We start from the raw sequence: 13,191 nt of genomic DNA, 5'->3' as shown, positions 1-13,191 counted from the left end.
CTTTTTTATTTTACTTAATTCCCTCACTTTTGCGGTTATGATTCATAAGTTTTCCAATAACGGTAAACAATAAGCATAATGCCAAACCAAAGCTGACGGTGATTATGAATGAAAAGATGGTTAAATAAAAAGCGAAATGATTCAAAACAAAATAATGGAAACTGGGAAAAAGCGTTAGGAAAATCAAATGACTTTACACAATCTACCTATATAAATCAAAAAAGCAATGTCCCTTTTTGCCTAACCTTCATGTCTACGTTAGTTGATGAGCAGATCATCCAGCAGGGGGTCCTCCCATACTTACTTGAAGGAGATTTGCAGACGCTCGATGATGTTAAAAAAATTGTGCCGTCAGCTGATGTAGAAATTTCTACTGATTATACAGTTATTGATAAAAAAATACTAAATGGCTATATCATGCTGACCATTGATTCAGAACCGGAGCATTTTGCATTTATTGCAACCCAAAAAGAAATTGTCCGGAGTTTGAGTCCACCCGAAATCGAGTTCTCTGTTATTGGACCTAAAGAGGCATTCGTTGAATCTCTAGGGCAAAATTTAAACCTAATAAGAAAGCGTCTGCCAGTTAAAGAACTTATTATCGAGGAATACACACTAGGCACCTTATCGCAGACAAAGGTTGCTGTCTTATATATAGAGGGAATTACAAACGAAGATAATATTAATACAGTCAAACAGCGAATTAGCGAGGTAGAATTTGATGCAATTACTGATAGTTCCTATATCGTACAGTTAATTAGTGATAATTCTAACTCTCCTTTTCCACAATTATTAGACACAGAGAGACCTGATCGAATTGCTGGAATATTAGCTGAAGGCAAAATTGCCATTGTCGTGGATGGTTCCCCACATGTACTAATCGCACCAACGACTTTAGTCGAATTTTTCAGTTCTTTTGAAGATTATTTCTTAAATTGGATCCTGGCCTCCTTTTTCAGATTAATTCGGGGAGCTGCAGTCCTTTTTTCCCTTTTGATTACACCCATTTATGTGGCTGTTCTTTCTTATCACTATGAATTAATTCCAAAGGATTTGTTAGGAACTCTCGTTACTTCAAGGAGACAAATTCCATTGCCACCTATACTTGAAGCTTTATTTCTTGAATTGACGATTGAGCTTTTAAGAGAAGCGGGAGCAAGGCTCCCGACAAAAGTCGGTCAAACAATCGGTATCGTAGGTGGAATCGTTATCGGGACAGCCTCTGTTGAAGCCGGCTTAACAAGTAATGTCCTTCTTATTATCGTTGCTCTGGCAGCTCTCGCTTCCTTTACAACACCTGTATATAAAATGGGCAACACAATTCGTCTATTGCGTTTTCCTTTTCTCATTTTCGCCGAACTTTGGGGGTTACTTGGTATTGTATTTGCCTTCTGTATTATGCTAACTCATTTAATTCGTCTGACTTCTTTAGGGCGACCCTTTTTAGAGCCATTTTACCCTCCTAGGGCAACAGATTTGAAGGATGCTTTTATCAGACTTCCATTTAATAAACAAACACTTCGTCCACTTTTTTTAAGAACAAAAAAACGTACCCGTTACAATAAAAAGAAAGCAACGGAAAAGAAGGATATTGATGAATAGGCTTGGAGGTGACACAGTATATGCCTAATTTACCAATAGAAGATCGATTTAAGATATCTCCATTTCTTGTGTTTTATTTAATCACTTCGATGCAGATTGGAATTGGAGCTCTTGGATATCAGCGTCTGATCGCTCAATATGCTCATGAAGACGCATGGATATCGGTTCTAATAGCTGGGATTTTAATCCACGTCATTGTCTGGATGATGTACAAAATTTTGGAAACTGTTGATGGTGATCTAGTCACTGCACATATATACATAGCAGGAAATTTTATTGGAAAGTTCTTAAGTTCGATTTTTGTCTTTTATTTTTTCACCTATGCCTTAACCATTCTTCGCTCCTACCTTGAAGTTATTCAAGTTTGGATGTTTCCAACGATGAGCATCTTTTGGTTTACACTCGCTTATTTGCTCCTGAGCATTTACATCATATATGGGGGATTTCGAACAGTGGTAGGCATTGCCTTTTTCGGCATTGTGTTACCTGCCTATTTGTTTCTTGTATTTGGTTTTAATTTAAAGTTTGCAAATTTTGAACATCTAATGCCCATATTGGATAACTCCTTTAAAGACATCTTATTAGGGTCCTATCATATGTCGCTCACCTTCGTTGGATTCGAAATTGTCTTATTCTTTTATCCATTCATAAAGAACCCGGAAAAATCAAAAAAATGGGCACACTTAGCTATATTAACAACGACCCTTCTATACACGGGATTAATGATGTTGACACTCTCTTTTTTTTCAGAAGAACAGCTGAGAAAATCCATATGGGCAACATTGACCATGTGGAAAATTGTGCAGATGCCATTTGTTGAACGTTTTGAATATATCGGTATCGCTACTTGGAGTTTGGTCATTCTTCCGAACTTTTGCATTTCCTTATGGGTTGCCTCAAGATTATTAAAGAGAATATTTAATGTACAACAGAAAAAAGGAGTAATTTTGATCTCCATTATTAGTTTAATCGTAATTAACTTTATTAAGACTCGCGAACAAGTAGGACTTATCAATGATTACACTGGGAAAGTAGGATTCATTTTTACGTTTTTCTATATCCCCATCTTGCTTGCAGCAGTCTTAATTGTTAAGAAGGTGAAAAAAAAATGAAAAATTTATTCTTTATCCTTCTCTTTTTGATGTTACTTACTACTGGTTGTGTCCCAAAATCGATTATAGATGATATTAATATTGAGGCTGCTTCTGCATTCGATGAGCTCGAAGATGATACATTTGTCGGAACCGTTCTTATTCAAGAATACCTTCCCGATCAATCAACTGAGAATAAAACGTTTACAGCAACAGCAAAATTAAGAAGAGATCTTCTTTTAAACATCCAAAGACAATCTTCTGAGCCCCTTCACCTTGGCGGATTAATGGTTACCATTTTCGGTGATAAACTTGCAGATAGAGGCATTATGGATTTCGTTGATAACTATCAGAGAGATCCCAGCATTGGTGCAAGAAATTACCTGGCCACATCATCAGGGAGCGCTTTGCAAATTTTAAAAGGGGAATATGGTCCACGCGGAAACTCTGCCTATCTGAATAACCTGATTGAACATAATATGAAATATAGGGATCTTCCAGAAACAAACCTGCACATCTTTATACGAGATTTTTATACACAAGGAAAGGACCCCTACCTTCCAGAGCTACACCAAATAAATAATGAAAAAGTAGAAATCAGTGGATTAAGCCTTTTTAAAAAGGATCGGGAAGTCCATGTCCTGTCAACAGATAAAATGTTTTTCTTTAAACTGCTAGCAGATAGGCATAGCAATGGCAGCTTTAAAGTAGATTTAGGATCAGGTAGAGAAGCGGAAATTAAAAGTATCTCTTCCAAACATAAAATAAAAATTTCCAAAAAAAATCCTTCGCAAGTAGTTATTCATATCAAAATAAAAGGGGTTATTCCAGAATATACAGGTGAACAAATTACCCCAAAAATCGTGAAAGAAGTAGAGAAGGCACTTGAAAAAAAAGTAAATAAAGAATGCCTAGGGTTAGTAAAACAATTTCAAGAACAAGAAATTGACCCAGTTGGCTTCGGTTTTTTTCATAGAAAACAAATTAGAGGCTATAACTTTAAAAGATGGGAAGATGATTATAAAAGGCTAACCTTTAAAATTAAAACAGATGTAAATATTGTAGAAACTGGTGTGCTTGAATAAAAGCGGTACCTGCTTTAGGCACCGCTCTTATTCATTGTTGGAAAACATGTACTTTTTATGATGATAACTGATTGAAAAGATTAAGCTCATTGCAAGCATATTGCCCATCAAAGAGCTGCCGCCGTAGCTAATAAATGGCAGCGGAATTCCCGTAATCGGCAGCAAACCGATAGTCATTCCTATATTTTGAAAAACGTGAAAGGTAATCATGCTAATAACGCCTATACATATATATGTATAGAAATTATTTTTTGTTTCCATACCTACCCGAGTAATATGATAAATGAGTAAGAAAAACAAACTAACTAAAATGCTTGCCCCAATAAAACCAAATTCCTCACCGACAATGCTAAAAATGAAGTCAGTATGGCTCTCTGGCAAATAGACTTCCCTGGTCCCATAGCCTTTTCCAGTTGTTTCGCCTGAACCAATGGCAAGAAGTGATCTTGTTAATTGAAATCCTGTCGAGCTCTGATAATTATAAGGATCAATCCATGAGTAAATCCTTGCGAATTGGTATTCCTTTACACCTAAGTATTTCTCCAAAATCTCTGGCTGCCAGAGCACAAAGTAAAAGATAGCAGAGATAAGTGTAATACCTGTTCCGAAAATTGGCACTAGCAGTTTCCAGGTAATGCCGGAAATAAAAATCATTCCGAGCATGATCGCAATAAAAACAAGGCCTGTTCCTAAATCTGGCTGCTTCATCACAAGTAAAAGCGGCAGCATGGTAAAAATCCCAATTTTAATAAGGAGCCAAAGATCAGTTTGTATCGTTTTTATCCGATTCTTTTCATGATGATCATCAATGACCTTCGCAAGCGCCAGAATGATAAAAACCTTAACGAGCTCGGATGGCTGCAACGAACCCATGCCTGGCACCCTGAACCATGCTTTTGCCCCATTAATGACAGGGGCGATGCTGCTTGGCGCAACAATTAATAAGCCGAGCAGAAATAAGCCAAACCCGTACGCATACCAGGATATTTTTTTCAGCTGATCTGAATCCAATGTGATGACTGCTGCAATAATCCCCGTACCTACCATATACCAGACCATTTGCTTTAAGAGGAAATTTTCCTTATATTGTCCTGTCGTCTGTGCACTATATATCGAAATACAGCTAACTAAAAATAATAAAAATAAGATTAATATTAACCCAAAATCAAGTCTAGGGGGTGATGTCGTTTTTTTTGAAGTCATATCGTTCTCCCGTTAATCAAAATCCTAAAAGACGGGTCCGGTTAAGGACTCTCTCCTCTACCCAAAGTACAATTATATTTTTTACAGGAGAAAATCTCAACTATGAAGCGGCGAATGGTGATAATTTCTATTCAATGTTTTATTTTCTAAAGTATTTCTCCTGAATATCATCCTTCATCCATTCTATATTATTTGGAACTTGCGGGATTAAATACCCAATGAATAACGGAGTTGTAATAAATCTTGGAACAATTTTCGCATAAATCTGGCCATCGCATTCATAGAAAAATAAATTATAGCTGCTACAGCTAAAAGGAAAAGCATTCAATGTATAATGGGCAGCCGTCTGAATGTATGCAGCAAATGCTTGAATGTCCTGTATATCACCAAGCTTCACATTAAACTCATAAAAGCCCACCCTTGGAGCGGTAGATATAGAAAAAATCGTTCCGTTTTTCTCAGCGATTGTTATTCCTTCAAAATCTCGCGCCTGAACCTTTTCTTTATAATTTAGATTGTTTAATCCGATAATCTGCATATGAGGATGTGCGATCGTTCCTCCAGATAATGGGCCATGGTTTTTGAAGAAAATGACCGATTGATATTCACCAGATTGTGTCATTTTAAGCCAATGTGTTAGACCAAAGCGAATTAACTTGATTAAATGCTCCTCTGAATACGTAGATAATTCTCCATCACATTGATCCGTCTCAATTAAAACCGTTTGATACGTATCTTCTAAAACAGGAAATTTATTTTTCAATAAAATGATCGGACCGTCAACTGCTAGTATATCTGTCAGCTGTTCTCTTGCACAAAAAGGGCAGCTTTGTTCTTTATTTCGAATACTATTCGGCTTCTGTCTGCCGATACCAGTATTAAAATGTAAATGTGTATTCGTCATTTTCCCCACCTGCTTTTCTATCTGTCTAGCTTTATTTTAAAACTATGCGGAAGAATTGGCGAGAAGAAAGCTTAAATAGAATATTTTCAACCGGGTCCAAAACGATGAAAAGCGCACCAAAAGATGCGCTTTTCATCGTTTTATTCAACTGTTACTTCAACTTCTGTATGTTCATGAAGTCCAGCATCATTTTGAACATGAATGGTTATTATATATGTTCCTCCTGAAGAGAATTGATAATCAGCTTTATACTCTCCCTCAGTCGCTTCCTCCATGTCTACCCAAGCTGGATTTGTGCCTTGCTTGGTAATTTCTAATCGAACCCTCGCATCCATAAGTGGGCTTTCATCTTTTTTTAAACGAACAGCCAAAGGAGTTTGTCCTTTTGCTTTAATCACTTCCGGTTTTTCTAAATGTATCGCCACTTCTCCATGGTGGTGGTGCCCCTCTTCTGTTGCTTCTTCACTATGTTCATGTTGTTCTTCTTCCACATTGCCAATCTGGATCGACTCTGTTGGCATTGTATGCATGTCTCTTGCAGTTACATGGGATTGAACGTGATAGAGTCCATTTTCTAAAAATGTATAGTTTATGCTATACTTTCCATTTTCAGAATGTTTGGCTTCTACCTTTTCACTTGCATCCTTTTTTCCTTCTTTCCATATTTCAAATTTTACTTCATCCGCATCTTCAACTGGCTTTTTTTCCTGTGAAACCGTTACTGCAATCGCAACTTCTACATTCGGCTCTCCTTTTTCGGGCAATTCGATTACCGCATCGATCGGCACCGGAGCTTCTTCCTGCTCTCCGCTTGCATGATCTTCACTTGTTTGCCCGCATCCTGCTAAAAATATAAAGGCCATAAAAATGGCGAAGATTATTTTTTTCAAGTTAACTCCTTCTTTCTTCTCAAAATAACTATCCTTACTATGTAACACTATACATGGAAGTTGTGTTAAAAGAATGAAATAGACCTTATTTGTCTCCTAAACATTTTGAACAAATTGTGACAACATCATACAAAAGGATGCAAAACTTGATAAAACATAACAAAAGTCACAGTAGATCAGCCATAAGTTTTGTATTTTATTAAAGGGGCAAGGGAAGGTGATTATGATGCACGAAAAAACTTATACACCAGATGAAATAGCAAAAATGTTTAAGATTTCCAAAAACACGGTTTATGAGCTGATTAAACGCGGAGAACTTCATGCTTTTAAAGTGGGAAACAAAATGAGGGTTGTAGAGAGTGAGATTATTAGATTTAAGGAAGCTGGCAGGCCATCAGCAGGGCCTCAAGCTGCAAACATTCCGTATCATGAGCAGCTATTACATATTGCAGGCAGCCACGATTTTTTAATTGAACAGCTCATCAAGTATATAACGAGCCAATCACCTGCAATAACTATCCAGCCTACCTTTATTGGAAGTCTCGAAGGGTTATTAATGCTATATAAAGGAAGCTGTGACATCGCGGCCATCCATTTGTTAGACCCTACATCAAAAGAATATAATCTCCCTTTTATTAAACAGCTCTTCATCCATGAGAGAATTACTGTATTGCGGCTTGCAGGTAGAGAGCAAGGCATTATTACTGCAAAGGGAAATCCGAAAGACATTCAATGCATCAAAGACCTTACGAGAAAGAATATTCGTTTTGTGAATCGTCAAAAGGGGGCAGGAACTCGCTTTCTATTCGACTCGCTAATAGCTGATGTAAACATTAATCCTCTTGATATTGTCGGCTATGAGATTGAGGAATGGAATCATTTAGCGACTGCTTCCTATATTAGCGGCGGAATAGCTGACGCAACTTTTGGCATTCGTTCAGCTGCAAGGAAGCTAGATTTGCATTTTATTCCGATCGCGAAAGAAAAATTTGATCTCGTGCTCAGATGGACTGATAAAAACGAGAAAGCAATGGAGCACTTCATCGATATTCTTCAGCTTACCGATTTTAAAGAAAGCATCAGCAGTACTGAAGGCTATGACGCTTCAGAGCTAGGACAAATCATGTATGAAACAAAAGTTTGGAGGAAAACAAAATGAAGGTAAAACGAATTTTTTCATTCAGTTTGATCGCCATGCTGATCTTCATGATGACAGCATGCTCAAGCTCGACAGATGAGACAAGCAGTAAACAAGAACAACCGAAAGCAGCTGAAGAGGTTAAAGATTTAATTTTAGCAACAACAACAAGCACACAGGATAGCGGTTTACTCGATGTATTAATCCCCTTGTTTGAAGAAGAGAGTCATACAAATGTAAAAACAATCGCTGTTGGCACAGGTCAAGCATTAGAAATGGGAACAAAGGGAGAAGCAGATGTACTCCTCGTTCACGCACCAGCTTCTGAACAAGAGCTCGTTGATAGTGGAGATGCCGTCAATCGGAAACGTGTCATGTATAATGATTTCATTCTCGTTGGTCCAGCTGATGATCCAGCAGGTGTAAAGGGAATGGGAGTAGGTGAAGCATTCCAAAAGTTATTTAATGATGGAGCTGTTTTCATTTCCAGAGGAGATGATTCCGGTACACATAAAAAAGAATTAGGCATTTGGCAATCACTTAACATTACTCCTGGAGACAATGCAGGCTATGCAGAAACAGGACAAGGAATGGGAAATACCCTTCAAGTAGCTGCTGAAAAACAAGGATATGTCATCACAGATCGCGCAACATACTTAGCACAAAAGGAAAACGTAGATTTAGAAATCCTCGTTGAAGGCGATGAAGACTTATTAAACATTTACCATGTAATGCAGGTAAATCCTGAAAAGCATGACAAAGTATTTAGTGAAGGCGCAGAAAAGTTTGTTGATTTCATGATTAAGGAAGAAACGCAAAAAGTCATCGAAGAATTCGGTCAAGATGAATACGGAGAGCCCTTATTCTTTCCTTACACAGAATAAGGTGCCTGGCACCGCCCGTGGACAAAACCGCTAGTTTTGTCCGCTTGGTGTGTACACATTATGTTAGAAAGCTGGAATAATTTATGGATCTTTTAATAGAGGGATTGAAAAAGGCTATTGAAATGCTGATTTCAGGTGACCCTGAAATCTTTCAAATTACTTGGCTGACTTTAAGAGTATCCTTAACAGCCGTCTTAATTAGCACTTTCATTGGAATACCGGCTGGCATCATATTAGGGCTGACATCTTTCCCAGGCAGACGATTAGTTCTTATAATGATTAATATCGGAATGGGTCTCCCCCCTGTTGTTGCAGGGCTATGGATTACGATGCTATTATGGCGCTCTGGTCCTTTAGGGTCATTCTCTCTATTATATAGTCCATTTGCCATTATCATAGCACAAATTCTCGTGTCCCTTCCCATCATTATTGGACTTACTTGCAGTGCCTTTCAGCAAATTGATGAAAAGATGCTATTGCAAATTAAAGCTTTAGGGGCCACACGGTTTCAAACCGTTCGATTATTAATTAGAGAAGCAAAAATTGCGATCCTTGCAGCAATTATAGCCGGATTTGGACGTGTGATAGCAGAAGTAGGGGCCGCAATGATGGTCGGGGGAAATATTCGTGGAGAAACAAGAATATTGACCACCTCCATTGTTATGGAGGTGTCTAAAGGAAACTTTGATGTCGCATTAGCTCTATCCTTCCTTTTAATGAGCTTAGCCTTTTTAATCACCTTCCTTCTAACAAATTTACAGCAAAGGAACAGAGTGCGATGAATCCAATGATCCGTCTAGAAAATATTCAATATACGAAAAAAGATCGTACGATTCTCTCTGTTCCATCACTTTCCATTTCTCAAGGAGAGGTTCTTGGAATGATGGGGCCAAATGGTGCGGGAAAAAGTACGCTAATTAAAATTTTATCCTGTCTGCAGGTTCCAACGGAAGGGAAGCTGTTTTATAAAAGTGAAGAATTACCCATTAGCAGAATCCCGTTAGAACAAAGAAGAAAATGGGCAGTCGTTCTGCAGCAAACTTTAATTTTTGATACAACTGTATTCCAAAATGTTGCCGCTGGCTTAAAAATCCGAAAGGTTTCTAAATCACAGATTAAAGAAAAGGTTGATTTCTGGCTTGAACAATTCGGTATCTCCCACCTTGCGAAGAAAAATGCTCATCAGCTGTCTGGCGGGGAGGCACAACGAGTCAATTTAGCTAGAGCACTCATTCTTGAACCTGAAGTACTCTATTTAGATGAACCCTTCTCAGCTCTTGATTATCCGACTAAAGTTAAGCTGTTAAAAGATTTTAAAGCAATCATCAAACAAACAAAAACTACCACCATTTTTGTCAGTCATGATATATCAGAGATTCAATTCATGTCTGACCGATTGGCCATCCTAATGGACGGTAACATCGTTCAAATTGGCTCAACCGCTACTGTATTAAATAACCCAAATCATTATTCCGCTCCATTCATTCATGATATGAGCCTGCATATTGAATAAAGAAACTGCATAGATTTTAATACATTTTAATGAAAATGAATAGGACTAAGATACTTCCTCTAAAGGTTATATTTGTAGAAAAAATCCTCGCTGCAGCTGCAGCGAGGATTTCTTTTATTGAATTAATCTCAAAAACTGTTTGGTTCTTTCTTCTTTTGGAGAAGTAAACATATCCTCTGGCTTCCCACGTTCTACAATAAATCCGCCATCCATAAAGATCACCTCATCCGCAGCTTCTCTTGCAAAACGCATTTCATGTGTGACAACAATCATCGTCATTCCTTCATTTGCAAGGTCCTTCATTACTTTTAGCACTTCACCTACAAGTTCAGGGTCTAATGCAGATGTTGGTTCATCGAAAAGCATGACTTTAGGCTCCATCGCAAGCGCTCTCGCAATACCTACACGCTGCTGTTGCCCGCCTGATAATTGAAACGGGTAATAATCAAGCTTATCTCCCAATCCAACTTTAGAAAGCAGCTGCTCTGCTTTTTTTCGAACAGCTTCCTTTGACTCTTTCTTAACTGTAACCGGTCCTTCCATTACATTTTCAAGAGCAGTCATGTGTGGAAATAGATTATAGCTTTGAAATACCATTCCCGTCAGACGCCGAAACGGGGGAATATCCTTTTTAGATACTGAACCGGAAAAATCTAAAGATTGATCTTCGATACGAATCGATCCAGAGGTTGGCGTTTCTAATACATTCAGACATCTAAGAAGCGTCGTTTTTCCTGATCCTGATGGACCAATAACAACAACAACCTTCCCCTTTTCTACTTCTAAATCAATTCCTTTTAATACTTCAAGCTGATCAAATCGCTTGTGTAATCCTTTAATACTTATCATTTGAATACTCCTTTATCGAAAAGCGCAAGCGCCTTGCTTATCGCCGTATGGACTGGACCGCCCCCAACAAGATAAAGGAAACACGAAGAACGGTATGATTCGATGTTGACTTATCGTTGAAGGGGAAGGGAAGTCCATTAGGCGATAGGCGCTGGAGCTAGACAATTCTCAAAGTCAAAACTTATTAATTCTGTCATTTACGAAGCAAATCGGTCCATTCTCTTTTCCAATCTTCCTTGCACAATAGACAGAATAAAACAAATGACCCAGTAAATGAGGGCAACTTCTAAATATAGAAGCAGGAATTCATAATTCGTAGCAGCAATTTCCTGCGCTCTTCTAAACATTTCTGTTACTAAGATCATTGCCGCTAAAGATGTATCCTTCACTAGACTAATAAAGGTATTCGATAGCGGAGGAAGTGAGACTCTTGAAGCCTGTGGAAGAATGATGCGCTTTAATGTTTGTGGATAAGACATGCCGATCGAATACCCTGCCTCCCACTGCCCTTTTGGTATGGATAATATCGCTGCACGAATTATTTCAGATGCATACGCTCCTACATTTAAAGAAAAGCCGATGACTGCTGAAGGAAATGGATCGATCACAACACCAATTGTTGGAAGCCCATAAAAAATAATAAATAATTGCACTAGCAAAGGGGTTCCTCGAATCGCTGACACATAAATTCTTGCAATGATTTGCAGCGGCTTAACTGATGATATCCTTGCAAGTGCCGTTAAAACAGCTAAGATAAGTCCACAAACAAAAGTGATTAGCGTTAATGGAATCGTATATAAAATGGCTCCCTTCAGCAAAGGCTGAAGGGAACTTTGAGCAATATCAATGAGCCGTGAAACACGCTCTGGATCAGCAATTATACTATTTAAGAACATCTTCACCAAACCATTTCTCTGAGATTTCTAAATAAGTTCCGTCCTCAATCATCTCTTTCAACGCTTTATTGACTTCATCAACAAGCGTCTCACTTCCCTTTCTGAACATTAAGCCACTTTGGGAAGCATCATCTAAAGTTGCAGCAATTTCAACTGGAGCATCTGGCTTATGCTTTTTAAAATCTAGGAAAGAAAGCTTATCATTAATCGTAACATCTGCTCGCTTGGAGTTAATTAATTCAATCGCTTGGTTAAAGCCTTCAACCCCCACAATTTCAGCCCCATAAGATTTTGCAATATCTGCGTAATTGCTTGTCATTGATTGTGCAGCCTTTAATCCTTCAATATGTTCAAAGCTTGTAACAGCTTCATTACCAACATGCTTAATCAATACACCGGCAGATGTAATATACGGATCGGAAAAATCATATTTCTCCTGACGGTCTGGACGAATCCCCACTTGGTTTGCAACCAGATCAAAACGCTTTGAATCCAAGCCTGCAAACATCGCATCCCATTGTGTTTCCATAAATACCGGCTCAACATCTAAGCGCTTCGCCACTTCTTTAACAATTTCCACATCGAACCCAGTTAATTCCCCTTTATCATCATGGAACGTAAATGGAGGGTAAGTACCTTCTGTTCCAACCAGCAGCTTCCCTTCATCCTTTACTTTTGCTAGCAGTTCTTCAGTTTTTGCATCTTGTTTTTCTGCATTATTGGCTTCAGATTCCGGATTTGCTTTATTTGTACCGCAAGCGGAGATCACTAATACAAGACTAAAAAATAGTGCTAATAATGAAAACTTTCTCACTTTTAACCCCTCAATTCCTATAAGTTTTATTGGTATTAATAATATTAGTGTATGGACTTGTTTCTGTCAAAAGAAAAATACTTTCCTTCTTATCTTTTCCAATCATAGGCTTATTACTACTTTGTCAGCACATAAAAAATATGAAGGAGAAGAAGAATAAGTTTGAAAAAATAAAAGGAGTGTTTGCAATGACAAAAAAATATAATAAAGGGAGCAACAATCAAAATTCACCTAGAGGCAGTCAAACAGAGATAAGTGGGGATAACAGCAAGGGCAACAAGCGCAATAAGGACCAGCATTCAAAAACGAACGATAATTAAAA

At 38.0% G+C, this 13,191-nt stretch carries 14 protein-coding genes; 8 read left to right on the top strand and 6 right to left on the bottom strand.

The window, feature by feature from the left end; translation table 11 throughout:
* Positions 1 to 108 precede the first annotated feature (108 nt).
* The 3 genes from RUH74_RS23215 to RUH74_RS23205 are packed head-to-tail and all read left to right on the top strand — an operon-like array spanning position 109 to position 3,778.
* Positions 109 to 1,602, top strand: a complete 1,494-nt coding sequence (locus RUH74_RS23215) for a spore germination protein (protein ID WP_313804955.1) — start codon at positions 109 to 111, stop codon at positions 1,600 to 1,602.
* A 20-nt stretch (positions 1,603 to 1,622) separates the two neighbouring features.
* Positions 1,623 to 2,714 carry a GerAB/ArcD/ProY family transporter gene (locus RUH74_RS23210; RefSeq protein WP_313804952.1) on the top strand — a complete coding sequence of 364 codons (1,092 nt, stop codon included), beginning with the start codon at positions 1,623 to 1,625 and terminating at the stop codon, positions 2,712 to 2,714.
* Positions 2,711 to 3,778 carry a Ger(x)C family spore germination protein gene (locus RUH74_RS23205; protein WP_313804949.1) on the top strand — a complete coding sequence of 356 codons (1,068 nt, stop codon included), beginning with the start codon at positions 2,711 to 2,713 and terminating at the stop codon, positions 3,776 to 3,778. Before RUH74_RS23210 ends, RUH74_RS23205 begins: the two co-directional genes overlap by 4 nt.
* Before the next feature lie 27 nt (positions 3,779 to 3,805).
* On the opposite strand, the gene rodA is transcribed toward RUH74_RS23205, so the two are convergent.
* The 3 genes from rodA to RUH74_RS23190 all read right to left on the bottom strand — a co-directional run bounded on the left by rodA (position 3,806) and on the right by RUH74_RS23190 (position 6,775).
* A complete protein-coding gene (gene rodA / locus RUH74_RS23200; protein ID WP_313804946.1) occupies positions 3,806 to 4,981 on the bottom strand; it encodes a rod shape-determining protein RodA in 1,176 nt (391 codons plus the stop codon).
* A 139-nt stretch (positions 4,982 to 5,120) separates the two neighbouring features.
* Positions 5,121 to 5,885: a DUF4931 domain-containing protein gene (locus RUH74_RS23195; protein WP_313804943.1), complete on the bottom strand. Its 765-nt coding sequence runs from the start codon at positions 5,883 to 5,885 to the stop codon at positions 5,121 to 5,123.
* Between the two features lie 140 nt (positions 5,886 to 6,025).
* Positions 6,026 to 6,775 (bottom strand): FixH family protein, encoded by a 750-nt coding sequence (locus tag RUH74_RS23190; RefSeq protein ID WP_313804940.1) that lies wholly within the window; start codon positions 6,773 to 6,775, stop codon positions 6,026 to 6,028.
* A 223-nt stretch (positions 6,776 to 6,998) separates the two neighbouring features.
* On the opposite strand from RUH74_RS23190, the gene RUH74_RS23185 reads away from it, so the two are divergent.
* The 4 genes from RUH74_RS23185 (at position 6,999) to RUH74_RS23170 (ending at position 10,310) form a co-directional block, all read left to right on the top strand.
* Entirely contained in the window at positions 6,999 to 7,934 is a 936-nt protein-coding gene (locus RUH74_RS23185) for a substrate-binding domain-containing protein (RefSeq protein ID WP_313804938.1), read from the top strand.
* Positions 7,931 to 8,797: an ABC transporter substrate-binding protein gene (locus tag RUH74_RS23180; protein ID WP_313804936.1), complete on the top strand. Its 867-nt coding sequence runs from the start codon at positions 7,931 to 7,933 to the stop codon at positions 8,795 to 8,797. The genes RUH74_RS23185 and RUH74_RS23180 overlap by 4 nt, the downstream gene beginning before the upstream one ends.
* An 83-nt stretch (positions 8,798 to 8,880) precedes the next feature.
* The gene (locus tag RUH74_RS23175) at positions 8,881 to 9,579 is read left to right on the top strand and encodes an ABC transporter permease (protein ID WP_313804933.1); all 699 of its coding nucleotides are present in this window, start codon (positions 8,881 to 8,883) and stop codon (positions 9,577 to 9,579) included.
* Positions 9,576 to 10,310, top strand: a complete 735-nt coding sequence (locus RUH74_RS23170) for an ABC transporter ATP-binding protein (RefSeq protein WP_313804930.1) — start codon at positions 9,576 to 9,578, stop codon at positions 10,308 to 10,310. The genes RUH74_RS23175 and RUH74_RS23170 overlap by 4 nt, the downstream gene beginning before the upstream one ends.
* A 114-nt stretch (positions 10,311 to 10,424) precedes the next feature.
* Here the strand turns inward: RUH74_RS23170 and RUH74_RS23165 are convergent, their stop codons facing one another.
* The 3 genes from RUH74_RS23165 to RUH74_RS23155 form a co-directional block, all read right to left on the bottom strand.
* Positions 10,425 to 11,159, bottom strand: coding sequence for an amino acid ABC transporter ATP-binding protein (locus RUH74_RS23165; protein WP_313804927.1), 735 nt, complete (start codon positions 11,157 to 11,159; stop codon positions 10,425 to 10,427).
* Between the two features lie 197 nt (positions 11,160 to 11,356).
* On the bottom strand, positions 11,357 to 12,055 hold the full coding sequence (locus RUH74_RS23160) for an amino acid ABC transporter permease (RefSeq protein ID WP_313804958.1): 699 nt from the start codon (positions 12,053 to 12,055) through the stop codon (positions 11,357 to 11,359).
* A complete protein-coding gene (locus RUH74_RS23155; protein WP_313804925.1) occupies positions 12,042 to 12,869 on the bottom strand; it encodes an amino acid ABC transporter substrate-binding protein in 828 nt (275 codons plus the stop codon). Before RUH74_RS23155 ends, RUH74_RS23160 begins: the two co-directional genes overlap by 14 nt.
* Positions 12,870 to 13,057: 188 nt before the next feature.
* On the opposite strand from RUH74_RS23155, the gene RUH74_RS23150 reads away from it, so the two are divergent.
* Positions 13,058 to 13,189, top strand: a complete 132-nt coding sequence (locus tag RUH74_RS23150) for a hypothetical protein (RefSeq protein ID WP_313804922.1) — start codon at positions 13,058 to 13,060, stop codon at positions 13,187 to 13,189.
* The last annotated feature ends 2 nt before the right edge of the window (positions 13,190 to 13,191 follow it).

It is taken from the genome of Cytobacillus sp. (genome assembly GCF_032154635.1).
Lineage (GTDB): Bacteria > Bacillota > Bacilli > Bacillales > Cytobacillaceae > Cytobacillus.
This window is presented reverse-complemented; position numbering and strand designations above follow the sequence as displayed.

Bases quoted from the DNA above. Each gene is read 5' to 3' on its own strand.
- RUH74_RS23215 (WP_313804955.1), top strand. From the start codon at position 109: ATGAAAAGATGGTTAAATAAAAAGCGAAATGATTCAAAACAAAATAAT.
- RUH74_RS23210 (WP_313804952.1), top strand. From the start codon at position 1,623: ATGCCTAATTTACCAATAGAAGATCGATTTAAGATATCTCCATTTCTT.
- RUH74_RS23205 (WP_313804949.1), top strand. From the start codon at position 2,711: ATGAAAAATTTATTCTTTATCCTTCTCTTTTTGATGTTACTTACTACT.
- rodA (WP_313804946.1), bottom strand. From the start codon at position 4,981: ATGACTTCAAAAAAAACGACATCACCCCCTAGACTTGATTTTGGGTTA.
- RUH74_RS23195 (WP_313804943.1), bottom strand. From the start codon at position 5,885: ATGACGAATACACATTTACATTTTAATACTGGTATCGGCAGACAGAAG.
- RUH74_RS23185 (WP_313804938.1), top strand. From the start codon at position 6,999: ATGATGCACGAAAAAACTTATACACCAGATGAAATAGCAAAAATGTTT.
- RUH74_RS23180 (WP_313804936.1), top strand. From the start codon at position 7,931: ATGAAGGTAAAACGAATTTTTTCATTCAGTTTGATCGCCATGCTGATC.
- RUH74_RS23175 (WP_313804933.1), top strand. From the start codon at position 8,881: ATGGATCTTTTAATAGAGGGATTGAAAAAGGCTATTGAAATGCTGATT.
- RUH74_RS23170 (WP_313804930.1), top strand. From the start codon at position 9,576: ATGAATCCAATGATCCGTCTAGAAAATATTCAATATACGAAAAAAGAT.
- RUH74_RS23165 (WP_313804927.1), bottom strand. From the start codon at position 11,159: ATGATAAGTATTAAAGGATTACACAAGCGATTTGATCAGCTTGAAGTA.
- RUH74_RS23160 (WP_313804958.1), bottom strand. From the start codon at position 12,055: ATGTTCTTAAATAGTATAATTGCTGATCCAGAGCGTGTTTCACGGCTC.
- RUH74_RS23150 (WP_313804922.1), top strand. From the start codon at position 13,058: ATGACAAAAAAATATAATAAAGGGAGCAACAATCAAAATTCACCTAGA.